At 53.5% G+C, this 25,856-nt stretch carries 22 protein-coding genes; 8 read left to right on the top strand and 14 right to left on the bottom strand.

Annotated features, from left to right (window positions below; genetic code table 11):
* Positions 1–59 precede the first annotated feature (59 nt).
* The 5 genes from HRQ63_RS09320 to HRQ63_RS09340 form a co-directional block, all read right to left on the bottom strand.
* Complete coding sequence (locus HRQ63_RS09320) at positions 60–2,429, bottom strand: glycoside hydrolase family 31 protein (protein WP_172242292.1); 2,370 nt, start codon at positions 2,427–2,429, stop codon at positions 60–62.
* Positions 2,430–2,526: 97 nt separating this feature from the next.
* Positions 2,527–3,039 (bottom strand): GNAT family N-acetyltransferase, encoded by a 513-nt coding sequence (locus tag HRQ63_RS09325; protein ID WP_172242295.1) that lies wholly within the window; start codon positions 3,037–3,039, stop codon positions 2,527–2,529.
* A gap of 178 nt (positions 3,040–3,217) precedes the next feature.
* Positions 3,218–3,763, bottom strand: coding sequence for a cysteine hydrolase family protein (locus HRQ63_RS09330; protein WP_172242298.1), 546 nt, complete (start codon positions 3,761–3,763; stop codon positions 3,218–3,220).
* Between the two features lie 235 nt (positions 3,764–3,998).
* Positions 3,999–4,313 (bottom strand): thioredoxin, encoded by a 315-nt coding sequence (gene trxA / locus HRQ63_RS09335; protein ID WP_172242301.1) that lies wholly within the window; start codon positions 4,311–4,313, stop codon positions 3,999–4,001.
* Between the two features lie 37 nt (positions 4,314–4,350).
* Positions 4,351–4,674, bottom strand: a complete 324-nt coding sequence (locus tag HRQ63_RS09340; protein ID WP_216673877.1) for a thioredoxin family protein — start codon at positions 4,672–4,674, stop codon at positions 4,351–4,353.
* A 185-nt stretch (positions 4,675–4,859) separates the two neighbouring features.
* Between HRQ63_RS09340 and HRQ63_RS09345 the strand changes: the two genes are divergently transcribed.
* Positions 4,860–5,540, top strand: coding sequence for a GntR family transcriptional regulator (locus HRQ63_RS09345; protein WP_172242304.1), 681 nt, complete (start codon positions 4,860–4,862; stop codon positions 5,538–5,540).
* A gap of 8 nt (positions 5,541–5,548) precedes the next feature.
* Here the strand turns inward: HRQ63_RS09345 and HRQ63_RS09350 are convergent, their stop codons facing one another.
* Positions 5,549–6,433, bottom strand: a complete 885-nt coding sequence (locus HRQ63_RS09350; RefSeq protein ID WP_229714117.1) for an SDR family oxidoreductase — start codon at positions 6,431–6,433, stop codon at positions 5,549–5,551.
* A gap of 155 nt (positions 6,434–6,588) precedes the next feature.
* Here HRQ63_RS09350 and HRQ63_RS09355 point away from each other — a divergent pair, with 155 nt between their 5' ends.
* Positions 6,589–6,945: a winged helix-turn-helix transcriptional regulator gene (locus tag HRQ63_RS09355; RefSeq protein ID WP_172242310.1), complete on the top strand. Its 357-nt coding sequence runs from the start codon at positions 6,589–6,591 to the stop codon at positions 6,943–6,945.
* Between the two features lie 135 nt (positions 6,946–7,080).
* On the opposite strand, the gene HRQ63_RS09360 is transcribed toward HRQ63_RS09355, so the two are convergent.
* On the bottom strand, positions 7,081–8,427 hold the full coding sequence (locus tag HRQ63_RS09360; RefSeq protein WP_172242313.1) for a 6-phospho-beta-glucosidase: 1,347 nt from the start codon (positions 8,425–8,427) through the stop codon (positions 7,081–7,083).
* Between the two features lie 184 nt (positions 8,428–8,611).
* Between HRQ63_RS09360 and HRQ63_RS09365 the strand changes: the two genes are divergently transcribed.
* On the top strand, positions 8,612–9,577 hold the full coding sequence (locus HRQ63_RS09365; RefSeq protein ID WP_172242316.1) for a LacI family DNA-binding transcriptional regulator: 966 nt from the start codon (positions 8,612–8,614) through the stop codon (positions 9,575–9,577).
* Positions 9,578–9,676: 99 nt separating this feature from the next.
* Here HRQ63_RS09365 and HRQ63_RS09370 read toward each other — a convergent pair whose 3' ends face one another.
* The 3 genes from HRQ63_RS09370 to HRQ63_RS09380 form a co-directional block, all read right to left on the bottom strand.
* Positions 9,677–10,798, bottom strand: a complete 1,122-nt coding sequence (locus tag HRQ63_RS09370) for an alpha/beta hydrolase (protein WP_172242319.1) — start codon at positions 10,796–10,798, stop codon at positions 9,677–9,679.
* Between the two features lie 51 nt (positions 10,799–10,849).
* A complete protein-coding gene (locus HRQ63_RS09375; protein WP_172242322.1) occupies positions 10,850–11,911 on the bottom strand; it encodes a Gfo/Idh/MocA family protein in 1,062 nt (353 codons plus the stop codon).
* Between the two features lie 129 nt (positions 11,912–12,040).
* On the bottom strand, positions 12,041–13,312 hold the full coding sequence (locus HRQ63_RS09380) for an MFS transporter (protein ID WP_172242325.1): 1,272 nt from the start codon (positions 13,310–13,312) through the stop codon (positions 12,041–12,043).
* 185 nt (positions 13,313–13,497) lie between these two features.
* Between HRQ63_RS09380 and HRQ63_RS09385 the strand changes: the two genes are divergently transcribed.
* From HRQ63_RS09385 to HRQ63_RS09400, 4 genes are all read left to right on the top strand, one after another.
* Positions 13,498–14,037, top strand: a complete 540-nt coding sequence (locus HRQ63_RS09385) for a CGNR zinc finger domain-containing protein (protein WP_172242328.1) — start codon at positions 13,498–13,500, stop codon at positions 14,035–14,037.
* 200 nt (positions 14,038–14,237) lie between these two features.
* Entirely contained in the window at positions 14,238–15,677 is a 1,440-nt protein-coding gene (locus tag HRQ63_RS09390) for a 6-phospho-beta-glucosidase (protein WP_172242331.1), read from the top strand.
* A gap of 288 nt (positions 15,678–15,965) precedes the next feature.
* Positions 15,966–16,796, top strand: coding sequence for a BglG family transcription antiterminator LicT (gene licT, locus HRQ63_RS09395; protein WP_172242334.1), 831 nt, complete (start codon positions 15,966–15,968; stop codon positions 16,794–16,796).
* 260 nt (positions 16,797–17,056) lie between these two features.
* Complete coding sequence (locus HRQ63_RS09400; protein ID WP_172242337.1) at positions 17,057–19,012, top strand: beta-glucoside-specific PTS transporter subunit IIABC; 1,956 nt, start codon at positions 17,057–17,059, stop codon at positions 19,010–19,012.
* A 90-nt stretch (positions 19,013–19,102) separates the two neighbouring features.
* Here the strand turns inward: HRQ63_RS09400 and HRQ63_RS09405 are convergent, their stop codons facing one another.
* Complete coding sequence (locus HRQ63_RS09405) at positions 19,103–19,417, bottom strand: MarR family winged helix-turn-helix transcriptional regulator (protein WP_172242340.1); 315 nt, start codon at positions 19,415–19,417, stop codon at positions 19,103–19,105.
* Between the two features lie 99 nt (positions 19,418–19,516).
* Between HRQ63_RS09405 and HRQ63_RS09410 the strand changes: the two genes are divergently transcribed.
* On the top strand, positions 19,517–20,722 hold the full coding sequence (locus HRQ63_RS09410; RefSeq protein WP_172242343.1) for an alpha/beta hydrolase family protein: 1,206 nt from the start codon (positions 19,517–19,519) through the stop codon (positions 20,720–20,722).
* Between the two features lie 236 nt (positions 20,723–20,958).
* Here the strand turns inward: HRQ63_RS09410 and HRQ63_RS09415 are convergent, their stop codons facing one another.
* The 3 genes from HRQ63_RS09415 to HRQ63_RS09420 form a co-directional block, all read right to left on the bottom strand.
* Complete coding sequence (locus HRQ63_RS09415; RefSeq protein ID WP_172242346.1) at positions 20,959–23,253, bottom strand: sensor domain-containing protein; 2,295 nt, start codon at positions 23,251–23,253, stop codon at positions 20,959–20,961.
* Positions 23,254–23,461: 208 nt separating this feature from the next.
* Positions 23,462–23,593: a hypothetical protein gene (locus HRQ63_RS26165; RefSeq protein WP_268239447.1), complete on the bottom strand. Its 132-nt coding sequence runs from the start codon at positions 23,591–23,593 to the stop codon at positions 23,462–23,464.
* 63 nt (positions 23,594–23,656) lie between these two features.
* Complete coding sequence (locus HRQ63_RS09420; RefSeq protein WP_172243441.1) at positions 23,657–25,735, bottom strand: beta-galactosidase; 2,079 nt, start codon at positions 25,733–25,735, stop codon at positions 23,657–23,659.
* Positions 25,736–25,856 lie beyond the last annotated feature (121 nt).

The following is a 25,856-nucleotide window of genomic DNA, read 5'->3' on the forward strand; positions in this document are numbered from 1 at the left end:
CATCGCAAAAAGAAATGCATGCGTTGATCATCGACTCAATAGCGCTTTCCGCGAGCCGGCTAGACGTTCAATCGAACCTCTCCGCCGCTCGCCGATAGGTTGAATGACGTATTGCCGTCCTCGGTTTCGAACTCGATCGACTGCCCGTCCAAAATAACCGATGAAGCGACGACGCCGTGCACGGCAACCCGAATCGAACTGTAGCCTTCCGTATAGCCGGCGTGAACTTTTTCCAAACTGAGCACAAGACCGCCGTCCTTCTCTTCCTGCGCAAACCGGAATTCGTTGTATCCGCCGTCCCGGTACGCGTAACTTTCCCCGTCGTCTTCGAAATGGGTGTATTCGCCGTTTCCCGGATAGGCGTAGAGCAGCAGCTCGTCGACTTTTCGCTCCCCTACATAACGTCGGTCCGGATAAGCCGGCAGCAGCGTGCCCGCACGCACGTAGATCGGGCAGACGTCCAGCGGCGCTTCGGCCAGAACGGCCCGACCGCCTTCCAAACGCTCTCCGGTACGGTCATCGAACCAGACGCCTTCAGGCAAATAGACCGAACGATGCCGTTTTCCTTGTTCCACGACGGGCGCGACCAGCAGTCGGCTGCCGAACAAGAACTGATCGTCGATCTCGCGGACTTTCGGATCTTGCGGATACTCCAACACCAGCGGACGCAAAGGCGCAAGCCCCGTTTTCTCCGCTTCGCGCATCAAATCATACAGATACGGCAGCAGCCGATAACGCAGCTTCATCGCTTGGCGATACGCATCCAGCGTCTCGTCGTCGTAAGCCCACGGTTCTTGATCGCGCGTGCCGATTGCCGTATGGTTGCGGAACAACGGGCTGAACGCGCCGACCTGCACCCAACGCACCAACAGCTCCGGCGTGCAGTCGTGCGAGAAACCGCCGACGTCGCAGCCGCTGAACGCAAACCCGCTGAGGCCCAGATTCATCAGTTGAGGGATCGACATGCGCAGATGCTCCCAGAAGCTTTGGTTATCGCCGGTCCATACCGTGGAATACTTTTGCGTTCCCGCGTAAGCCGCTCTGGTGATGACGAAAGGCCGCTTCCCCGTCGCCTCCAAAAGTCCGTCGAAGGTGGATTGGGACATCAGATGGCCGTAAACGTTATGAATTTCGCGGTGGTCGGTCGGGCGGCCGTCGTTTTTGAACCGTACGTTATCCGGCAGCGGCCCCGTGAAGCTCGCCGGTTCGTTCATATCGTTCCAGATTCCCGCTACGCCGGCGTCCAACATGATCTTCTGGTTGTCCGCCCACCATTTGCGCACCGGCTCGTCGGAAAAGTCCGGGTAAACCGAGTCGCCCGGCCACACCGTATTCACGTAGGTTACGCCGTCTTTGTCGGTCGCGTAATAGCCTTTTTCCAAACCTTCGTCGTAAATCGAATAGCCTTTGTCCTTTTTCACGCCGGGATCGATGATCGTCACCAGCTTGATGCCCATATCGCGCAATCTTGCCGCAAGCGCGGCCGGATCCGGGAAGCGTTCGTTGTCCCACGTAAACACGCGATACCCGTCCATGTAGTCGATATCGAGATGGATCGCGTCCAGCGGCAGATCGTGTTCCCGGAATTTTTCCGCGACTTCGAGCACTCTCGACTCCGGCGCGTACGACCACCTGGACTGATGCGCGCCGAGCGTCCAGAGCTGCGGCAGCGGCGTGCGTCCGGTCAGCGCGGTATAGCGCGTCACCACGTCTTTTACGCTCGGGCCGTGAATGAAATAATAGTCCAAATTGCCGTCGTCGGCGCCGAAATAGTAATACGCCGAGTTTTCTTTGCCGAGATCGAAAAACGTTTTGAACGGGTTATCGAAAAAGAGTCCGTACGCCGCCCGCTCCTTCAACGTGATGAAAAACGGGATGCTTTTGTACAGCGCTTTATGGCTCTCGACATGCGGCGACGGATCGTCCGTGTTCCACATTTCGTATTCGTAGCCCCGTTTGTTCAGCGGACCCGTTTTGTCGCCTAGCCCGTAGAACTTTTCTTCGCCTTCCATCGCTTTGAGCACTTCGATCTTATGATGGCCGCTCGTGCGCATGGCTTCATGACCTTCGCCCTCGGCGATGCTCACGTTGCCGCGACGCAGGAACGGATCCCGGCCGCCCCGGTAATCCAAACAAAGCGGCGTTCCCGCAGCATCGTAAATATCCACGTAAAAATGATCGTATACGCGCACCGTCAACTTTTCCGTCGAAATCTCCAACTGCCCTTCGCGTTCGCTGACCCGGTAATCGCATGCCTCGAATGCCGGATTCGGCTGCTCGACCGCCCGCGATTCCGGCTCCTGCGTATGCAGCGGCGCGAATACATGGATGACCCAAGGGTTGATGACCTCGATCCGACCTTCGCCGCCCTCGTATTGAACCGTGATTCGGCGGCCTTCTTTTTCGTGCCCCGTTCGTTTACCCCACATGCTTGACGTCCTCCTTCGGCGGAATGTCTTGCTGGTTATGTATTAACCTTGCAGGATGGGGAAAGCGATGTCAAATTTATGCCTTTGCGCGAACGCCTTAATCCAATGTTTTGAAATAATCGAACAATTCGCCTACTTCCTCGCGAGAAACGGAACCGTTGACCGCCATCGTTTCAAAGGACACTCCTTTCCCGCTTACATACAGATAGTTCTGGGAAATGAAACCTAAAGATTGATAAAAAGATTTCCGCTTCGCGCGTTGATTGTAGTTTTCATATTTGGAATCGACCTCTTCGATATTGAGAAAAATTCGTTTTTGAGGATATTTTCGCAGGATTTCTTGAATGACCGATTTCCCGTAACCCTTGCTTTGATTGTTTTTACCGATTGCCAAATATAAAACGTAGAGCAAATCCTTTTCGAGAATCAGATAGTTCATTCCGATCAATGCTTCGTCCTCGTATAAGGCAAAAAACAAATGATCCGTATCATTGCTGAGTTCGATCAACAGGTCGTACGGGAACATTTCGTCTAAAGGGAACGAGTCCGTATAAATCTTTTTTATCTCGTCTTTATTTTGATGATCGACTTTTTTAAAATTTATTGTCATAAGAATCTCCTCGTTTCGCAAAACTTTATTATCGCATTTACAGCACTCGCATTCGGCTTTGTCCATGCACGGATAGCGATTGACGCGGCAGCTTCGAAGCGGTTATTTTAAGATATCGTCAAAAAAGACCGAGTCTCGGCCAAAAGCCGAAACTCGATCGCCGTTTGATGCCTGCTTGTTAATTGAGGAAATCCTTCGTGGAAATGACGCGTGCATACGCGCCTTCAAGCGCGCCGATAAACGAATCGTGAACATGCTGAGCGGAAACGGTCCGCCCCCGATACGACAATTCTCTCGTTGCGCAAGCGTCTTCGATCAATGTCGTCGAATAGCCCAGATCGGCTGCCGCGCGAACCGTGGCATCGATGCACATATGCGTCATCATACCGACGATCACAAGTTCCGTTACGCCTTTTTCTTTCAGTTTGTTTTCCAAATCGGTCTGCAAAAAGCTATTGGGGAAATGCTTGACGGTAAGACTTTCGCCTTCCGCCGGCTTGACGGATTCGTTGATTTCGGCTCCTTCGGTATTCGGCAAGAAAAATCCTTGAGCCGGGTCTGCAGCGATGTGCTGAACGTGGAAAATCAAATCTTTCCGGTCGGTTCTGAACCGTTCCAAAACTTCGGCTGCATTGGCCGCCGCTTGCTTGGGTTGACTCAATTCCATTTTTCCGTTCGGAAAATAATCGTTTTGAATATCGATCAAAATTAAACCTGTCGTCATTCCGTTCACCTCTTCAAAAGTTTGTCTACCCTTATAATTGTAGATAAGATGAACGAAGCGGTACAGAATCTCGCGAAACGCTTTAACCTCAAATGGTTTCGCCGCGAAAGGAGTTCGATTCATTCATGCAATTGGAGCGTATCGATATCCGAGAACCGCTGACGAAAAAAAGCCCAGACAACGGTCTGGGCTTTTTTCGTCAGCGCCTATCGGTTTCTTATGCGATCGAAAAGCTTCACCGATGCTTCTCGATCAGCTGCTTCAACGCTGCTTTGCTCTGCACGCCGACCACGCCTTCAACAGGTTGGCCGTCTTTGAACAGCACGAGCGTCGGAATGCTTTTCACGCCGACCGCGTCGGAAATTTGAGGGTTCTCGTCGACGTTCAGCTTGGCGATTTTGGCGGAACCTGCGAGCTCGCCGTCCAGTTCGTCGAGAATCGGAGCGATCGTGCGGCAAGGGCCGCACCACGGTGCCCAGAAATCGACCAGGGTCAAGCCGTTTTGAATATCGTTCATGAAAGTCTGATCGGACGTATGCGTAACTGCCATGTTCTATTCCTCCTATGGGGTGTTTAAGTGATTGGACTTAAGAATAATGTTCAACGATGCGATCCAGCTTTTCTTGCAAAAGACCGAAGCGCACAAAGCGGTCTTCCCGCAAAAACTCTTGGCCGTCGATCAACAGAAGCATGATCGGAGCGGCCAAAATCAGAAACCGTTCCGCGACTTCTTCGACTTTGGTCGCGTCGACATGCCCGAAGCGGATCGAAGGATAACCGTTCAGCAGTTCCCGAAGTTTCGGCAGCAGCGCATGGCAAGTACTGCAATTCGGCGTCGATACGTACAAAAAGCTTAAACCCGAACCTTCGACGAACGTATCGACTTCGTTGATTGTAGTCAATTCCTGCATAGGCCTTATTCCGATACTCCTTATAACCGCTAACCAAAATTCAATTAACTAGTTAAACAATCATTTATACATAAAGAATAATCAGTTTTATCCGGCTTGTCAAGGGAGGCTTGATTTTTAACGTGTTCTTTTTTAAGCTTAGGTTATCTAAATCAATAGGCAATCAAGAAAGTAGGTTGTACCGCATGGAAAATTCGGGTGCATTATTCAATGTCGATACGCGTTCCCCGCTCCCTATTCATGTCCAAATCAAAGAACAAATCAAATGGTTGATCGGAAAAGAACTGCTTAAACCGGGCGATCCTCTTCCTTCCACCAATCAATTGGCCGACCAGTTATCCATCAACCGAAATACGATCCAGAGCGTATACGCCCAATTAAAAGAAGACGGATTGCTGCTTATGCAAAAAGGACGCGGAACACGGGTGGCCGACGAGCGTCAGATCGAACGGTTCAAAATGGATCATCCCCATTTCGCTTTCACGGAAAAAATGATCGAAGAAGCCCGAAAAGAGAATCTCGCGCTGGACGATCTTCTGCTTTCGGGCTTCGCGTATGTGCAGCTGTTCGGCGAACGTCAACAACGCAAGCCTCGCTACCTGTTTATCGAGTGCAAAGACAGCTCTTGCATCTTCTATCTGGACGAAATCAAACGATTGACTTCCGCCGACGTTCAAAGCTTGGATATCTCCTCGTTATCGGAAGAAGACGCTATTCGGGCGATCGGTGCGGCGGACGTGATCGTTACAAGGTCGGACTTGGCTGAAAAGCTGCAAAAGTTCGCCGACGAAGCCGGAAAAACGATTATAACCGTAGGTTCCACCCGCGACGTGCCTTTGCTGCTTAACCTTGTTCGCCATTCGTGAACGTCGACTTAACCGTTGAATGCGGGCAAAATGTCCGGTTTGCGAATCCAATCCGCAACGGGAGTCAATTTCAACAAAGAGCGGGTAGCGCGATCGTCTTCATTTTTAAGCACCAAACTGTCGATTTCGGAGCCGATCCAGCGGTAAAATCCGGTTACGCCCGCTGCCGTTTCCACGCCCATCACGGCAGATAACCCGGCTTCGAAATGCTCGTAAGGCAGCGAAAGGAAAGTGATCTTGCGTCCCAACGCTTCACTGAAACGCGCTGCCAATTCGATGCCCGTCAATGCTTCGCCGCCGCTCGCGTGCAGCGTTCGACCCGCCAGCTCGGCATGGCTTAACGCGTACGCATGGTATTGCGCGGCGTCTTCGGAGCTGATCCAAGCGATCGGCTTGTCGGCGGGGATCGGATAAGCCAACGCTTCTTGACCGACCACTCCCGGAATCAGCAGATTTTCCAGGTACAAAGTAGGCTTAACGACGATCCAAGGAATACCGCTTGCCTTGACCTGCTCGATCATTTGCAGTTTGATATCCAGACTCTCAAAGCCTGATGGTTCTTCCGGCAAAAAGCCGTTGCTATTGACGACGATCAGTTTGACGCCTGCACGTTTGGCCGCTTCGACCGTGTTTGCCGCGTAAGTCGACAGATTGGAAAGATCGAATTCGATCGGCAGGTTCAGAAAAACTTTGTCTACGCCGACATGAGCTTCGACCAGCGCGTCCGGATTATCCATATTGCCGACAAAAGCTTCGATTCCCTGCTGACGCAAAGCCTCGGCTTTTTGCTCGCTGCGCGTTACCGTTCTTACTCCGAATCCTTGTTCGATCAACAAACGCGCCACCGCTCCGCCTTGAACGCCGGATGCTCCGTATACTAAAACTCGTTCCATATGATTCATGCCCCTTATCCTGATTCGAAATTCGCTCGCTGCCTTCTCGAGCGTTGAACTTATCATAGGAAACTCTAAAACTTTATGTAAGTACGCACTTTGAAGATATCAGGTATCCTTCGGGATACTAAAACGCGAGGAAAGGACTGAATGCGATGAACACGATAAAGCTGCTGCCTCCCGAATCGTGCGGCGTCTGCCCTGTAGAAGTTGCCGTCAATCTGATCGGAGGCAAGTGGAAGATCCTGATTTTATATCGGCTGCTGCGTCAAGATACGGTTCGCTTCAACGAACTGCAACGATCGCTCGGAAACGTTACCCAACGAACCTTGACCCGGCAGCTGCGCGAGTTGGAAGCCGACGGACTCGTAAATCGGACCGCTTACGCGGAAATGCCGCCAAGGGTCGAGTACTCGCTGACGGAAAAAGGAAACAGCCTGACCCCGATTCTTCTTCAACTTCAAGACTGGGGCCTTGAGCATATAAACGGGACTCCGGTTTCGCGCGCTTGAACTCGGAAAACCCGGTTGATTTGAGCGTTTTCCGCTCGGCGATCAGACAAACCGAAAACCTCTCCCAAAAATGAGGGAAAGGTTTCGGTTCATGCATATACTGATCTACTCGTCCGAGAATCGACGGGATAACGATCAGTCGCCTACCGGAGCAAGCTCTGTGCTGAAGAACTGCGGCAAGTAAGTCTTATGCGCTTCCAGCAGCTCGTCCAGCACGACCTTGGCGACATCGCCGCTCGTTACGAGAGGATTCAACGTGAATGCCTGAAGCGCCGTCGCGTAGTCGCCGGTGACTGCGGCTTCGACGGTCAGTTCTTCCATCGCCTTCATCACTTGAAGCAGGCCGCGTTGTGCGGGCGGGAACGCGCCGAAGTGGACAGGCTCCGCTCCGTGCGCGGTGATCAGGCTGGTGACTTCGACGGCGCTGTCGTACGGCAGGTCGCTGACGGAGCCTCGGTTGCGGGTGTTGACGACCATCTGCGTGCCTTTGTTGTTGTAGATGGAATTGATGATCTCGCAGGCCGCGTCGCTGTAGTAAGCGCCGCCGCGCTGTTCCAATTCTTTCGGTTTGTAATCCAGGTTCGGGTCTTTGTAAAGTTCGAACAGGCTTTCTTCCAACTTCTTGACCACTTGGCCGCGCGTGCCTTCATGCTGCGCTTCTTCCAGTTCCTCTTGGAGCATATTGCCGGTCATGTAGTAGTAGCGGTGGTACGGGCAAGGCAGCATGCCCAGTTGAGCGATTTGGTCGGACAGGAAGCGCATGTCGCGAATGTTTTCGACGATTTTGCCCGGATCGGCATCCGGTCCGTACAGCTTGTCGATCAGCTCCGCCGTCACTTCGCCGCCGCTTTTATCGTAGACGCGGTGCCAATGCAGATGGTTGATGCCCGCGAATTTGAAGAACAGGTCTTTCTCTTCTTTTTGCAGCAGCGCCGATTCCGTGTTGACCGCCATCACCGGAACGTTGCACAAACCGATGACTTTTTCCCATTGTCCGTAACGCAGCACGGCTTCCGTCACCATGCCTGCCGGATTCGTGAAGTTGATCAGCCAAGCGTTCGGACACCGTTCTTTCATGTCCTCGACGATGCCCAGCACGACCGGGATGGTACGGAACGCTTTCAACATGCCGCCCGCGCCGTTCGTTTCTTGTCCGATCATGCCGTGTTTCAGCGGAATGGCCTCGTCCTTGATTCGCGCGTCCAGCAAGCCTACGCGGAATTGCGTCGTAACGAAGTCTGCGTCTTGCAGGGCATGGCGACGATCCAGCGTCAGATGCACGTCGCAGTCGATGCCGGCCGCTTTGACCATCCGTTTCGCCATCTCGCCTACGATCTCGAGCTTTTCTTTGCCCGCTTCGATATCGACCAGCCACAGCTCGCGTACCGGAAGCTCGGCATGCCGTTTGATAAACCCTTCGATCAATTCCGGCGTATAGCTCGATCCCCCGCCGATCGTCACAATCTTCAGTCCTTTTTTCATCGCGAATGCCTCCTGAATTCAAGTTTTTAATCGGTGATCCACTTCATGTTTTCACCTTAATTTATGTAATGCATTACAGGTCAAGCCCTTTTTTTAAAGCGGTTTCAGAAAAGCTGTTGGAAGAAAAAGCGCCCGACGCGAGCATGAACCCGGTATGGTATGCTTAATCGAGAGGTGAAATCCCATGACAAATATTCGTGAAATCGCGCGATTGGCCGGCGTGTCCACGGCGACGGTATCGCGCGTGATCAACGATCACCCTTACGTCAACGAAGAAAAAAGACAAAAAGTATTAGAGATCATTCGTCGGTTGGACTATGTGCCGAACTCCAGTGCCACATCCCTCAAAAAAGGCATGACCCGAATCGTCGGAGTCGTGAGCGGAGCGTATACGACCTCTTCAACGCCGTTCATTCAGGCTTTTAACATTATCGCGCAGCAGCACGGCTTTCATGTCATGCTGTTTCTTACCGATAACGACTGCGGCAAAGAGCTGGTCGCCCTGGAAATGCTGCGCAGCAAACAGTTGGACGCGCTCGTCTGCCTGCATCGCGCCAACGAATGGCCGATCATCGAATCGTATACCAAATACGGACCGATCGTGACCTGGCAGCGGCTGGTCAATGATCTTATTCCTTCCGTGTTCATGGATCAATACCAAGGATATATGCTGGGCTTGGAGCACCTGCACGCCCGCGGGTATCGGCGCATCATGAACGTATATTCGTCAAAAGGGCTGAACACGCCGCAGCGCATGCGGGCCTACGACGACTTTTCGAAAAAATATTGGTTAGACGACAGCGGTTTCGCGGATCTGCACGGAAAAGTCTCGATTACGGACGGTGAACGGATCGCGCGCTCATGGGTGGAACAGACCGACAAGCCGGATGCGATCGCCTGCTCCAACGACGACGTCGCAGCCGGACTGCTGACCGAACTTAAGCGCGCAGGCGTATCCGTTCCGGGCGAGGTTGCGATCCTGGGCTTCGACAACAATAATCTGGCCCGGCTGCTCGATCTGACGACCGTGCATTACCCGTCCGACAAGCAGGCCGAAAATGCTTTTGCTATCCTGCTTGATCGGCTAGGCCAAGAAGCGCCTGCGCTGCATACGTTGGAATTCGAGTTGATCGAGCGATCTTCCACCTGACGCGCGATCAGATCGGATCGAATAAAGCGCAAAAAAACGGAGAACCCTTTCGTCGGGATTCTCCGTTTCGGCGTCGCGCGCCGCAATAACCGTATTCGCTTACAAATCTTTGATCGCTTCCGCGATCTCGGTGCACAAATCTTCGGCTTGCGCCGCGTGACCCAACTTGTCCATAAAAGCATGCGTCATGCCTTTGTAGCGCAAGCATTTCACTTCGACGCCTGCTTGCGCAAGCTGCTCGGCATAAAACTCCGTTTGCACCCTCAAGCCGTCGAACTCCGCTCCCACCACCAGCGCCCGGGGAAGTCTGGCATGCGAATCGGCCAGCATCGGACTGACGTAGGGATTCCGAATATCGGTTTCGTCCGATACGTACAAAGCGGCTACCAGATCGTCCTGCAGCTTTTTCGGCTTGCCCAGCGCCAGCAATCCGCCTCGAAGAATGTTTTCGTGCTCCGGCGAGATATCGAAAAGCTCTTCTTTCCATTCGTACCCTTCCGCCGCGGCGTCCGCCATCACCACGCACGGATAGATCAATACTTGCAGCGCGATCTTGGGCGATCCTTCGTCGCGAGCTTTCAGGGCCACGGCCGCCGCATAATTGCCGCCCGCGCTGTCTCCGCCGACGGCGATCCGTTCCGGATCGATTCCGTAAGCCTCGGCGTGATCGTACACATGCTTGACCGCGTTGAAATTATCGTTCAATCCGTGCGGATAAGGCTTTTCCGGCGCCAGCGAATAATCGACGTTGAACACGACGGCATCCGCCAGTTCGGCGATCAGCCTGCAAATATTCTCTACGGTGTACACGCTGCCGCCGATCCAACCGCCGCCGTGGAAAAAGACCAGCGCGGGACGTTTAACATTTCCGGACGATTTTCTCGGGTAATGCCGCCACAGGCCCACCCGATTGCCGCTGCCCTTCAATTCTTCGTAACGGGTATGGATCTCCACCGTGTTCAGATTGTAGTTGGGAAAGCCCATGCTTTCGCGTATGGCGGGCAGCATGACTTCGATCGGCGGCATTTCGGCAGGCTGCTCTTCCGGATTTTTCGTCGCGCCCGCCCAGTGTTCGTTCAGCAAAGCGAATTCCGCCGGATCGATATAACCGGGGCGGTCTTCGCCGGGGCTCGGCTTGACGATGATTTCGATGTTTTTCCCCGGCAGCATGGACGTTTCGGTTCGCAATTGTTCCAGATGTTGCAGCGGATATTTTCTCATCGGACGATGTTCCTCCCAAGCGGCCGAGCCGCGAATTTGACGATCTTGTTTTTAAATCTCCCGCACGATGACCGCGTTCTTCTCCGCCGATTCGAAAATCGTTTCGATCAGCGTCAATACGCGGTGTACTTCATGGTTCGGCACCGCCTGCCGGGAAGCGCCATGCAGCGTCGATACGAGATTCGTATAGAAGCCGTCCGACAAGTCTTCCGCCTTCTCGATCGGACGACGGATCGTCGATTCCTCGGAAGGCGGCGCCATCGTTTTGGTGAGTCCTTTTCCGGCCTGGATCGGTGTCGGTTCGACATGCGCAACCTCGCGGTTGCGCGTCACGATCTCCCCGCTCAGATCCCAGTCGTAGATGACCGCGGTGCCTTCGGTACCTTTGACATACCAGCGCGGCAGCTTGATATAGTTGGTCGTGCCCACTTCGATCACGGCGGTCAGCCCGTCCTTGAACTTGATCGTGGTCGTAAACCCGTCATCGACTTCGGTTCCCAAAATATAGCTCAGATCGGCGTGAACGCTCTCGATCTTGCTGTCGGTGAGCAGCAGCAGTTGATCGAGCAGATGCACGCCCCAGTCCAGCAGCATGCCGCCGCCGTAGGCTTTAAGCTGACGCCAGTCGCCCGGAATGCCGTTCGCGCCCTGCACGCGGGATTCCAGATGGAACACGTCGCCGACTTTTTTCTGCGACATCAGGTCTTTGATGATCAGGAAGTCTTCGTCCCAACGCCGGTTCTGGTGCACGGTGAACAGACGCTGCGCTTTTTCCGCCGCTTCCGCGATCTCCAGCAATTCCGCACCCGTAACGGTAACCGGCTTTTCGCAGATCACATGTTTGCCGGCTTGCAGCGCTTGAATCGCCAGTTCTTTATGTACGTCGTTCGGCGTAGCGATCAAGACGACATCGACTTCTTCGTCGCTCAGCACCGCTTCGAAACTATCATACGTCCGGAAGCCCCGGGTGCTCGCCAGTTCCATCCGGTATTCGATCGGATCATAGGCGCCGCGAACGACGATGCCTTCCGCTTGTTCGACCAATTGCCCGTGGTAACTCCCCATTCCGCCGAATCCGACAATGACAAGCTGAAGCGTTTCTTCACTGTTCATAAGCCAATCTTCCCTTCCTGTATACCGCTGCAATTTAGAAGTTCACTCACAATCCTAAATATAAAGGACTGAATCAAGAAAGCGCTAGCATTTTTTGAGCATTTTGTGAAATCGATGCGACGATCCGTTCTAAATTGCCGGCAGTTCTTTAAGTTTCGGAATAGGGGAAAACGCGATCCATAGCAGCGCGAGCAGCGTTCCCGCCGCTCCCGCGACCAAAGCCGGATACAGCCCGAACGATTGTCCGATCCATCCGCCGATCAGCGAACCGGCCGGCGCGGCTCCGGTGACGACGAAGCGGTAGCTGGCGTTCATCCGACCCAGCAGGTGCTCGGGCGTGACCGTCTGCCGCAAACTGACCACGTGGATATTGGAAACCACGATGCCGAATCCGCCCAGGAAAAAAGAAACGAACAGGATTGAGGCGGATGCCCAGACGGGGCCTCCCGTCAAAAGAACCAACAGCGGCGCTCCGCACCCGATCAGCATCGCGCCGAATACGGTCGCGCCCAACCCGAAACGCCGCGCGAGACGCGCGGCGAACAACGAACCCGCAAAAGAGCCGATGCCTGCCGCGCTCATGACGAAGCCTAGCGCGCCCGAGCCGATGCCGAGATTCCGGGTGACGTACAAAATCATGACCGACCACGTGATTTGGCTGAAAAAATTATAGGTTGTCGCTTCTCCAGCGATCGCTTTGAGATACGGATTCCGAAATACGAGCGATAAACCTTCGCGAATCTCGGCCAACATGGGACGTCTCCGCCCGTCCGAACCGATCGGCGATTTTTCGGGACGACGGATCGAGAAGATCGAGATCGCCGACAGCAGCAGCATGCCGGAATGCACCAGAATCGCGAACGGGGCGGCAAGCAGCCCGACCATGGCTCCGGCGATTCCGGGACCGGTGATCTCCGCGGCCGAGCGGCTGATTTCAAGCTTGCTGTTGCCTTCGACCAGCTCTTTTTTTTCGATGAGGCTCGGTAGATAGGACTGGTAGCAAAGATCGAACACCAGCGTGCAGGCGCCGATAAGAAAGCCGCATGCGTACAATGTTCCCATGCCCAAAATTCCCGAAACGTAAGCGGCCGGAACGCAAGCGAGCAGCAGCGCCCGAATCAGGTTGGCCGCGATCATTAATCGGCGTTTGCGCATGCGGTCGACCCATACTCCTGCAAAAAGCGTGACGGCAAGGTACGGCGCGATTTGCACCGCGTTGAGCATGCCCATCTGCCAGGGCGTCGCTCCCAGCGTAACCGCGGCGACAAGCGGGATCGCGAGAGCCGTGATGCGGCCGCCGAACATCGCGAGCGTTTCTCCGAACCAGAAAACGATGAAATCCCTGTTGCGCAGCAGACCGGATCCGGCGCAAGGCTTTCGCGGCAATCGATTTTTTTCCATTTTTAGTACCCCTGTCTTATGTAATGTTTAAAATAATTTTAGAACGTTACAACACATTAAAAAAATAACCGGACTCTTGTGCTTGAATCCGAATTCTCGAATGAAGTAACACTCTATATCATTTTAGAACATTACATGATATACTGACGAAAGACAAGCTTTTTTCGACCGAGGAGGATAACGAAATGAGCGGACGCATATTGGCGATCGAAGTCATCAATTCGATGTGGCACGACCATCTCGGCACGAGATCCGAAGATCGCTTGGACGTGCCCGTATGGCGAGAGTCTTTTTTTCGGGATTGGAACACGCCCGTTCTCCAACCCGACCTTGAGCAGTTGGTGCAGCTCAAGCGCCTTCGAAGCCTGCTTCGCGAAATGTCGGACCTTCAGGCAGCAGGCGAAGCGATCGCGGACGAACAGCTCGAAGCATTGAACGGCTGGTTCGCCCGCGCGCGGAGGCGCAAAGAATTGACGAGAATCGGCGGCGAATACGCATGGACTGACAAGCCCGCCGAAGAAAACTGGGATGCCTTTTTGTCCGAGGTCGCTTTGTCTTTCGCCTCGCTTTTGGCAGAAGGCCGAATCAAACGCGTGAAAACCTGCCGCAACAGCGTTTGTAAATGGGTATTTTACGACGACACCAAAAACGGCAAAAGGCAGTGGTGCAGCAGCGACATCTGCGGCAACGTGGCGCGCGTGAGACGTCATCGCGACAAAGATTGAACGCTTTGCCATTTGACATCCCGATACCGTCTTGATACAGTTTGAACATCAACTTCATCATGTTTCAGGGATGTTACCTTTCGGGCATAACCTGGATCGGCTTGGCCTGCGCACGCGCGCGGCGAGGCCGGTTCAGGTTTTTTATTTGTCCGAACAAGGATGCATTCGCTTTATATCGATTAACCGGGAGGAGAAATAACATGACTAACTATGCATTCCCAAAAGATTTTCTGTGGGGCGGCGCGATTGCGGCGAACCAGGCTGAAGGGGCTTATCTCGAAGGGGGCAAAGGACTGAGCGTCGTCGATCTGCTGCCGACCGGCGACAAGCGTCGTGCCATCATGAAAGGCGACGTTCCTTCGCTGACTCCGATCGAAGGCGAATTTTATCCGTCGCACGAAGCGATCGATTTCTATCACCGCTATAAGGAAGACATCGCGTTGTTTGCCGAAATGGGCTTCAAGTCGCTGCGCGTCTCGATCGCTTGGGCACGGATCTTCCCGACGGGCGAAGAAGCAACGCCGAACGAGGAAGGTCTGCAATTTTACGATAATCTGTTCGACGAGTTGATCAAAAACGGCATTGAACCCGTCGTCACCCTTGCCCACTTCGACGTTCCGGTACACCTGGTCGAAAAATACGGAAGCTGGCGTCACCGAAAGCTGGTCGGATTGTTCGAGACGTATGCGAAAACGGTCCTTGAGCGTTACAAAAATAAGGTTAAATACTGGATGACGTTCAACGAGATCAACATGCTGCTGCATCTGCCGTTCCTCGGAGCGGGTCTCGTTTTCAAAAAAGGCGACAACGTGGAGCAGATCAAATACCAAGCGGCTCACCACCAGCTCGTCGCGAGCGCTTTGGCGGTTAAAGCCTGCCATGAGATCGCGCCGGACGCGATCATCGGCTGCATGTTGGCGGCGGGCAGCTTCTATCCGTTCACCTGCAACCCGGAAGACGTGTATCAAGGGATGGAAAAAGACCGCGAATCGTACTTCTTCATCGACGTGCAATCGCGCGGCGAATATCCGGGTTACGCGAAGCGTTTCTTCCGCGATCATAACCTTGATATCGTGATGGAAGACGGCGACGCCGAGATTTTGAAAAACAACACCGTCGACTACATCGGCTTCAGCTACTACTCCAGCCGCACGACGAGCACCGACCCCGAAATCAACAAAAACATGACCAGCGGCAACGTGTTCGGTTCGGTTGCCAACCCTTATCTCGCGAAATCCGAATGGGGCTGGACGGTCGATCCGCTCGGCATGCGCATCACGGCCAACCAACTGCACGACCGTTACCAAAAACCTTTGTTCGTCGTGGAAAACGGCTTCGGCGCGCATGACGAGCCGCAAGAAGACGGCTCCATCAACGACGATTACCGGATCGACTACCTCAAACGCCATATCGCCGCGATGGGCGAAGCGATTCAAGACGGCGTCAACATTCTCGGCTACACCTGCTGGGGCCCGATCGATATCGTCAGCGCTTCTTCCGGCGAAATGCGCAAACGCTACGGCTATATCTACGTCGACCGCGACAATGCGGGCGAAGGCACGCTGGAACGCTCCAAAAAGAAAAGCTTCAACTGGTACAAAACCGTGATCGCAAGCGACGGAACCGATCTGGAAGGCTAAACTCCTTTATTCGGGCTTTTTTCAAACTTCGATGCGATGAGGCAACCCGGCTCGGTTCCGTCAAGGAATCGGGCCTTTTTCCCGCTATTCCTGACATCAACTTCACTGAAAGCGTTGACAGCCTTACAACCTCCCGCTACACTAGATGATAACTTGATAAGTCCAAACGGGATTGTTACTGCAAACGCAGGCAAAACCCAAGTCGCAGCAGATCGAGACGCCGAGCGTAATTGCGAGTCTTGCCGATTTGTCGTGCCTTGGTTTTTTTGCGTGGAAAGGGGAAGCACCGTGAAAATAGCCAAGGTCATCAATAATAACGTCGTCAGCGTCTATCAGGCGGACGGCACCGAACTGGTCGTCATGGGCCGGGGCATCGCGTTCAAGAAAAAGCCGGGCGACCCGGTAGACGAACGCAATGTCCAAAAAGTCTTCGCGCTCAAAAACAAACAGACCTCCGACAACTTCAAAATGCTGCTGCGCGAAGTACCGATCGAACTCATTGTCATCGTCGAAGAAATCATCGGTCATGCCAAACAAACGCTCGGCCGAAAGCTGAACGAAAATTTGTACGTGTCGCTGACCGACCACGTGAACTTCGCCATCGAGCGGCATAACGAAGGCATCGAGATCAAGAATGCCCTGCTGTGGGAGGTGAAGCAGCTTTATAAGGACGAGTTCGGCATCGGTCTTAGAATGCTGGAGCAAATCCGCGTCAAAATGGGGCTGGAGCTTCCCGAAGACGAGGCCGCGTTCATCGCGATCCATATCGTCAATGCCGAGATGAACGAGGATGTCTCGACGACGATGAACATTACCAAATTCATGCAGCAGATCATCAACATCGTCAAATACCATTTCAAAACGGAATTCGACGAGGAGTCGCTGAGCTACTTCCGCTTTATCACCCATCTGAAGTTTTTCGCGCAGCGGGTGTTCAAAGGCACGCATTACGAAAACAACTACGATCATCTTTATGACGCAATTAAGGAAAAGCATCCCGAAGCCGCCCGCTGCACGGAAAAAATCCGCAATTTCGTGTTAAAAGAATATAATCACGAGCTGACGAACGAGGAAATGCTGTATCTGACCGTGCATCTGGAGCGTGTCGTGAATCGTTAACTTCAGCATCAGCCGAACGATTTTCGCGAAAAAATAAAAAGAATCGCAATGTATGCGTTGACAAGCAGTTGAAAGCGTTATATCCTAAACACATCCAAACCGAATATCATCGATCGGGATTGTTACTGGTGATGCAGGCAAAACCTAAGTCGCGAAAAATAGCGGATTTTTTCTTTCTGCTCTTTTTCGAGGCTTAGGTTTTTTGTTTGTCAAAATCACCCAAAATGTTCATGTTCAGAAAATATTTGGAGGTGCAACTCATGAGTCAAGAAAAATTGGCGCGCGAAATCGTGCAGGGCGTCGGCGGCGAAAGCAACGTCGTTTCCCTGGTCCACTGCGCAACCCGGCTCCGCTTTACGCTGAAGGACAATGCCAAAGCGGACAAAGCCGCACTGGAAAAAACGGACGGCATTATTACGGTCAAAGAAAGCGGCGGGCAGTTCCAGGTCGTCATCGGCAACAAAGTTCCGGAAGTCTATGCCGCGATCGGCGAAGTTTCCGGAATTCTGAACGAATCGAAAGACGGCGAAAGCTCGAAAGACAAAGCTTCGGCCGGCAAAAAAGGCTTCGGCGCGGTGATCGACGTCATCTCCAGCATCTTCGCTCCGCTGCTCGGCGTTATGGCCGGTGCCGGTATCCTGAAAGGTTTGCTGCTGATCGCCGACAACTTCGGTTGGCTGCCTAAAACCAGCTCGACTTACATTATCTTGTTCGGCGCGGCCGACAGCTTGTTCTACTTCCTGCCCGTCCTGCTCGCCGTCACGACGGCGCGCAAATTCGGAGGCAACATCTTCACCGCGATGACCGTCGCCGGGGCGCTGCTGCTTCCTTCGGTCACCGCGCTCAACGGCGCCGAAACCGACGTGACGTTCTTCGGCATTCCGGTCGTCATGATGAGCTACTCCTCGACGGTCATTCCGATCATCCTGGCCGTTATCGCGATGAGCAAGCTGGAGAAATTCTTCAACCGCGTCATCCATGAGAGCGTGAAAAACTTCCTGACTCCGATGATCTCGCTCGCGGTCATGGTTCCTCTGACCCTGCTGGTCTTCGGTCCGTTCGGCGTATACGTCGGCAACGGCATCGCGGACGCCCTGCTCGCCGCCTTCTCGTTCAGCCCGCTGATCGCCGGCGCCATTCTCGGCGCAGGCTGGCAGCTGCTCGTCATCTTCGGCGTTCACTGGGGTCTGGTTCCGGTGTTCATCAACAACATCGCCGTTTACGGACGCGACGGCATCAAGCCGGCCGCTACCGCTTCCATCTTCGCCCAAACCGGTGCCGCATTCGGCGTTATGTTGAAAACGAAAAACAAAAAACTCAAAACGCTGGCCGGCTCCGCTACCTTATCGGCGGTATTCGGCATCACCGAACCTGCCGTCTACGGCGTAACCTTGCCGCTTAAACGTCCGTTTATCGCAGGCATCATCGGCGGCGCGGTCGGCGGCGCGATCATCGGTCAAGGCGGTACGCAGGCTTTCGCTTCCGGCGCACCCGGCCTGCTGACCCTGCCGATCTTTTACGGCCCCGGCGGTCAAGGCTTCCCGGCTCTGATCATCGGTATCGTGGCTTCGTTCGTCATCTCGGCGACGCTGACTTACATCCTCGGCTTCAAAGACCCGGTCGAAGAAGGCGAAGGAGAAAAAGTTAAATCCGATGCTTCTTCTACAGGCAAAAGCATCACGACACCAGCTTCGAACAGCGCTCCAGCAACGGCAAGCGCAGCAGGCAGCGTCGGCGAGACGGCTCTTAGCCCGCTGAGCGGAACAGTTGTAGCCTTGGCTGATGTACCGGACCCGGCCTTCGCCGCTGAAGCAATGGGCAAAGGCGTTGCGATCGAGCCAAGCGTCGGTCGCGTCGTGGCTCCGTTCGACGGTACCGTAACCGTTGCGTTTAAAAAGAAACATGCGCTGGCTGTCGTATCCGACACAGGCGCGGAAATTCTGGTCCATGTCGGCGTCGATACGGTCAAGCTGGACGGCGAACACTTCACTTCGCATATCCAGGAAGGCGACCGCGTCAAAGCCGGACAATTGCTGCTGGAATTCGATATCGAGAAGATCCGCGCTGCGGGGTATCCGACCGTTACGCCGGTAATCGTGACCAATACGTTCGATTATGCCGACGTACTGCCGCTGCAGCAAGGCGAGGTACAGGCCGGGGACGAACTGCTGGAGACGGTTCCGGGGAGCGACGCGGAATCGGACAAAGTTTCTTAAGCAAAAAACCCTTTGATTTCGTAAAAGCCTCTTATGCTCTTTATAAGAGGCTTTTTGCGTTGTTAATCATTCGACTATAAATGATGAATTTTACTCCAAATCATGATCTTCCAAGTACTCGAACACTTGCCCCAGCAGTGTGATCAGATGCTCGCTGTCTTTTTCGCCCAAATGATCGATCATGCCTTGAAACAGCGCCGTGTACTTCCTGTTCGCTTCGTCCGCGCACTCTTCGCCCCGCTGCGTAAGCGTCAACAGCGATATCCGCTGGTCGCCGGAAAGCTTGACGCGCGACACATAACCGTTTGGAATCAAATTATTGATCATTTGGGTCACGGTCGCCTGGCGCTCCTGCGTTCCTTCTTTTCGGATTGCCAGCAGCACCCTTACTTCGCTCGCTTTCAATCGTCATCTCCCGCAACCTTTTTTGAATTCAACCCTCTGAATCGGAAATTTTGTGTTTATATAGAATTGACACATAATCATGCAAACGGAGGAATCGCAATGCTGCGTAAAAATAAACAATTTCCCGAACCGCCGGGCGAATATATCGTCGGCTTGAACGAAATGTCTTTTACCGATCCGGCGCGCCAAGGCCTTTTCGACTTCGCGCCTGACGAATTCAGGGAAGTTCCTATTCTGATTTTCTATCCGTCCGACGACGCGCAAAACCGCGAACCGTCGCTGTATTCTTTCAAAGAAGAAGCGGAATCGTTCAAAAAGGCAAGCAAAGGAATCGTATCCGCCAATAACCGATTCATGCCTATTCCCGCGTACCGCGATCTGCCTATCTCCGAAAATCAAGAACGGTATCCGGTCGTCTTTTTCAATCACGGATACTCCGGCCATATGATGCAAAACGTCGTTCTGTGCTGCGATTTGGCCAGTCGAGGATATATCGTCGTTTCTGTCGGCCACCCGTACGAAGCCGGCGCGATCCGATATCCCGACGGCCGGATCGTGATGGCGGACGAAGCCATCGGCAATGAATTCAAGCACACGATGGCCCGCAATCAACCGACGTTCAAAACCATGAAAAAGCGAAGCTACAGCGATGAAGAAATACGGCCTGCCGCCGCAAATTTTTTCGAAAATTTCAAATCCACGAAAGTATGGAACCATATCCGAATTTGGGCCGATGACAATATGTTTATCGCCGATATGCTGGAGAAGCTGAACGAACAATCGTCGGGCTCCCCTTTCGCAGGCAAATTGGATTTGGAACTCGGCTTCGGCATTACCGGACATTCCTATGGAGGTTGCACCGCCAGCCAAGTCTGTCTCGACGATGCGCGGTTTGCTTGCGGAGTCAATATCGACGCGCCCACTTACGGCGACTATTGGGATCGGGATTTGCAAAAGCCGTTCATGATTTTGGGCAGCGAACTGATGGACCTGCTGGCGCGGCCTAACTTTCTGGCGAATTCGAACGACGCGTATCTCATCATCGTCGAAAGCACGCAGCATATGGACTTTACCGATATGATTTTCTACGCGCCGCAGCTCAAGCTGCTGAAATTGCTCGGCAAACGCGACAAGACGCTGCTGCGCGACGTTCTGTCATCGTATCATCTTGCTTTTTTCGAACGGTATTTGCGCAGAAAAGAAAATGCCGACATGGACAACTTGAAGTTCGAAGGCGTACGCGTACGCAGCAAAAAAGCGATGAATCCGTCCCGAAACCATCCGCCATTATTTCACGAAACGTAAACATCGGAAAAGCCGCTTCTATATGTATCAAGAAGCGGCTTTGACTTTCAGAGACGGGTATTCCGTTTTATCCGAAAGGATACGAACCAGCTCGGCCAAACTGCGCTGCGCGCCTTCATTTGCAGCAGCATTTCGATCAATCCTTCGCGCGACGATTCGTTTGCGCGGTAACGGGCTTTGCCGCTTCGCACAACGATCAAATGCATAAAAAGAACATATTTCATTCGGCGCTGATTTTATTGCTTCGGCGCATTCTGTACGTCCATGCCCTGCCTAAACTCGTCGGCGGGGACGGGGCGTCCGAACAGGTAACCTTGCACTTCGTCGCAGCCGTTTTCTTTGAGGAAAGAGAGCTGCTCCTCGTTTTCCACGCCTTCCGCGATCACGGTGATTTTGAGATTATGCGCCATCGAGATAATGGCTTTGACGATGTCGCGGTCTCCCAGATCGGTCTCGATATCGCGCACGAACGAGCGGTCCACTTTCAATCGGCTGATCGGCAGCCTTTTCAAGTAATTCAACGAGCTGTAGCCGGTCCCGAAATCATCGATCGAAATATGGACGCCCAAATCGCGAAGCTGTTTCATTTTCTCCGAAGCGGACTCCACGTCCAGCGTCAACCCTTCCGTGATTTCCAGCTCCAGAAATTCCGGCGGATAGCCGGTATCGTCCAAAATGGTACGGATCAGCTCGACCAGGTTGCGCTGCCTGAATTGTCTCGGGGACAAATTGATCGCCATGATAAAAGGTTCGTACCCTTCGTCGATCCAGCGCTTGCCCTGCCTGCAAGCCGTTCGAAGCACCCACTCCCCGATCGGAATGATCAAGCCCGTTTCTTCGGCCAACGGGATGAAATCGACCGGCGATACCCATTCGCTGTTGCCCCGATGCCAGCGCAGCAGCGCCTCGGCTCCGATTCGCTGCTCCGGGAACAGCGAAATTTGCGGCTGATAGAACAGATGCAGTTCGTTTTTTTCCAATGATTTGCGCAGGTCGTTCTCCAACAGGATTCTGGCTCCGATCTTCATCTCGTCTTCCGCTTCGTACACGGCATAGGTGTCTTTGCCGGCTTCTTTCGCTTTATACATGGCGGCATCCGCATGCTGCAGCAGCGCTGCCGCATTATTGCCATGTTCCGGATAGATGCTGATCCCGACGCTCGGCGTCACGAACAATTCATAACCGCCGACTTCGAACGGTTCGGCGAACGCGTCAAGAATCCGTTGAGCCGTCGCTCCGGCTTCCGACGCCCGCCAATCTTCCGTCAAAATCGCGAACTCGTCGCCGCCGTGACGCGCGATGAAGGCCTCGCCGTCCAGCGAACTTTTCAAACGGGCGGCGATTTGCGCGAGCAGCGCGTCTCCCGCGCCGTGCCCCAGTGAATCGTTGACCGTTTTGAACCGATCCAGATCCACGTACAGAATCGATAATTTGTCGCCGCTTCGCAAAGCTTCGGCGATCGAACGACTGAGCTTTTCCTGAAAAGAGCGCCGGTTCGGCAAACCCGTCAGGCTGTCATGATACGCCATCCGGTAGATCAGCGACGCGGAACGGTCCTGTTCGATCGCCAAACGGGCCAAATACCCGGTTTTGCGAATCAGCTCCATCTCTTTTTCCGTCGGCAGCCGCTTGACTTCGTAATACATGGCGAACGTGCCGAGAATCTCGCCTTCCCCGTCGATCAGCGGAAGCGACCACCCCGCGCGCAGCCCGTTTCGAAGCGCGATGTCCCGATATTGTTCCCACAGTTCGCTGCGCCCGATATCCTCCACGATCACGATTTCTTTCCGCGAAACGGACGCGCCGCAGGAACCGCCGAGTTCGCCGATCTTCATGCCTTCGATCGCTTGCATGTAATCGTCCGGCAGGCTCGGCGCGGCGAGGTTGGACAGCGTGCGGCTTTTTTTGTCGTAACGGTGGATCGAGCATTTTGCTCCGGTCTGATATTCCGCCATGCGCAGCAGATTGTCGAGCGTTTCTTCCAACGGAGTCGATTTGGCGATCATTTCGAGCACCTTGTTTTGGGCATCCAATATGCGGACCGACTGCTCCTGCTCCGTGATATCCCGGGAAATGCCGAGCAAGGCCACGACTTCGCCGTTTTTCAAAATCGGAACGATGGTCGCGTTGACCGTGACCAACCCGCCCGTTTTCGAACGGAACGAGAATTCCAGCGTTTCCGTACGTTTTTCCGAAAAAACAGCTTGGAAGCTATCTTTGGATTTCGGTACGTCCGCGGGAAGCAGAAAGCGATTGAAATCCGAATACCGAAGCTCTTCCCGGTTGTATCCGCTCATTTTTTCGCCGCTTGGATTAATATCCATGATATTGCCTTCGGCATCCAGCAAAAAAACGGCATCGGTACTGTAGGTGTACAGCGAACGGTAAATGTTTTGTTCTTCCGCAAGCAGCGAAAAAACGGCGATTTTGGCATCATGCACGGAAGATTCCGATTGCTGCTTTTCCGTGAAGCCGGAAACGTCTTCGTGATGCCTTTGCGGCGATTGTCCTTTTTTCTCCGATTCGTCCATGACTGATCATCTACCCTTTCGCTTTCCCTCTTATCTCAAAGTACCTTAATTTACGGCTGCTGTAACAAAAGATGGATCGAAATACTTAATTTTATCTTAGCAGGCGTACGAATACCAGAACAATGATTCAAGAATCCGCAGACGCGCCAAAAAACCGGAAATGTCTCCAGCGGACATTTCCGGTTCCCGGCGATGCTCTATTCGAAGCCTAAGCGTCCAACCTCGGAGCGTTCAACCCCACTTTTTTCAACAGCTCGACCAACTGCTGCTTCTCCAACTTGTTGATCACGTACGTGATGCTGATGGGTATCGATAAAAAGTCCTCTGACCAATCATTCAAACATGAAAAAGACTCTTCTCCGTTCAATAGCCGAAGAAGGGTCTTTTTGTATCCGTGTATCCGTTAATCGGAAGCCGAACTTTTCACCAAAATCGCTACGCCGTATGCCGGCAGTTCCAATGATCCTTCCGCGATCGAAGCGCCGAGCAGATCCGTATAATCTTCTTTTACTCCGATAAGCGCGGAATCGGCTCCGTAATTCAGCAGGAAGACGTGTTCCGATCCGTCATCCGCTTCGCGAATGCCGACCTCTACTTGCTGGGGCGCTTGCAGCCATGCGGAAATCGGCGAACTCAATGCAAGCAAATTCAAAAGGTTATCGACCGCTTGGTCGCTGAATGCCGCTCCGTAATACCAGGCTTCGCCCGATCCGTGCTTGCGTCTCGTCAATGCCGGGCGGCCTGCGTAATAATCGCTTGCATATTCGGCCAATACTTCGACCGTAGGATCTTCCACCTGTAAAATATCGTTGAAAGCTTCGGCAAACGCCTCCTGCGATGCGCCGGTCGAAGTTGTCCAACGCAGTGCCGGCGCTTTTACCGTTCCCTTAATCAGCGTAAAGTCTTCTACCGTGATTCCGCACAGCTCCGCAACGGGTCCCGGGAACGGCTGCATCCGGCAATGTCCGTGGATGTTCTTATAACCGGTCCGTGCACCGAAAATCAGCTTGCCGCCGCGTTCAACGTAAGTCTTCAGCAGCGCTGCCGTTTCTTCGCTCAAAATAGCCGCATGCGGATACACCAGCACTTGATAACGCAGCAGCTTGGCCACATCCGCGCCGATTGCAGACAAGGAGACATAATCGACCGGAATATGCCGATACTGAAGTCTTTTAAACCAGGCGTTGGTGCTGCGCGCGGTCAACGGTCCGTGCCAGACATCGAACTCCCCATCCCATTCATTGTCGTAATCGCGAAGAATCGCGATGTTCGCTTTGTACGTCGTGCCCGCGATCATATCCCCGATCTTCGCAAACTCCCGTCCCACCTGTTCCGCTTCGTGAACTCTCCGGTTGGGCCGATTGTGGTAATCGTTCAGTCCGTGCCAATAGATTTCCGTACCGACCGTTGCCGTGCGCCAGCGGAAATACAGTACCAGATCCGCACCGTGCAGTACCGACTGGTACGTCCAGAGCCGCATCTGTCCCGGACGCGGCGAAGGCATATCGATCCTATTCACCCAACCGCCCGGCCCCGCCTGCTGCTCCATGATGCAAAAATTCGGCGAGATATCGCGCGTGGCGCTCAGATTCAGACTCCATTTTCGATCCAACAGCGAATTTTCGTCAGCACTCGGGAAAATGGTCGAAAACTGCGGATACGAGTCATACGAGAAGAAGTCCAGCAGCTCGTCAGTCAGCGCATGGCTATCCAAATGACCGAACAAACCGTTGGTCGTGATCCAATGGTTCGGCGCGACTTCACGCAAAATATCGGCCTGAATACGAGCGAATTCGATCACGCTGTCCGAAATAAATCGCTTTTCGTCCAGGGCCAGATGCGGGTTCGGCGAATCGGCAACCGTGGGGCGCGGCAAATGAATCTGCTCCCACTCCGTATAAGTTTGGCTCCAAACGACGGTTCCCCAAGCTCTGTTGAGCGCATCCAATGTACCGTATTTGCGCTTTGCCCATTCGCGGAACGCGACATGATCGGCTTCAGCATAGAAGACATTCGTCTCGCAGTTGAATTCATTGTCGAGCTGCCAACCGATGATTGCCGGATGATCCTTGAAGTGCTCGGCCATTTCCCGGGTAATGATTGCGCAGAATTCCCGATATTTCGGACTGTTATAGTTGTAATGGCGCCTCATTCCGTGCCGATACAAGGTACCGTCCGCGGCAGCATTCAATACTTCCGGGTAATTATGCGTCAACCAAGCCGGCGGCGTCGCGGTAGGCGTTCCCATAATCACTTGAAGGCTGTAACGATGCGCGGCATTCAATGCCCGATCGAACAGTTCGAATTCAAACACGCCCTCTTCGGGTTCGAATAACGCCCAAGCGAATTCCCCGATCCGAATCGCGGAAATGTTCATCTCCCGCATCCGTTCGAAATCCTCTTTCCATAGTTCTTCGGACCAATGTTCCGGGTAATAACAGACGCCTAATTGCAGCGTGTGAAGCTTGATCGATTTCGCCATCATGCGAGTCCTCCGTTTTTTCCGCGTACGGGAATTCTTCTGTTCTTCCGGACCGAAAACGGTCCTCCGTACTTTTGATTGTAAACGGATCCCGGGAAACTCGATATAACGGTTTCTTGCG

This window comes from Saccharibacillus endophyticus, from assembly GCF_013185185.1.
GTDB lineage: Bacteria > Bacillota > Bacilli > Paenibacillales > Paenibacillaceae > Saccharibacillus > Saccharibacillus endophyticus.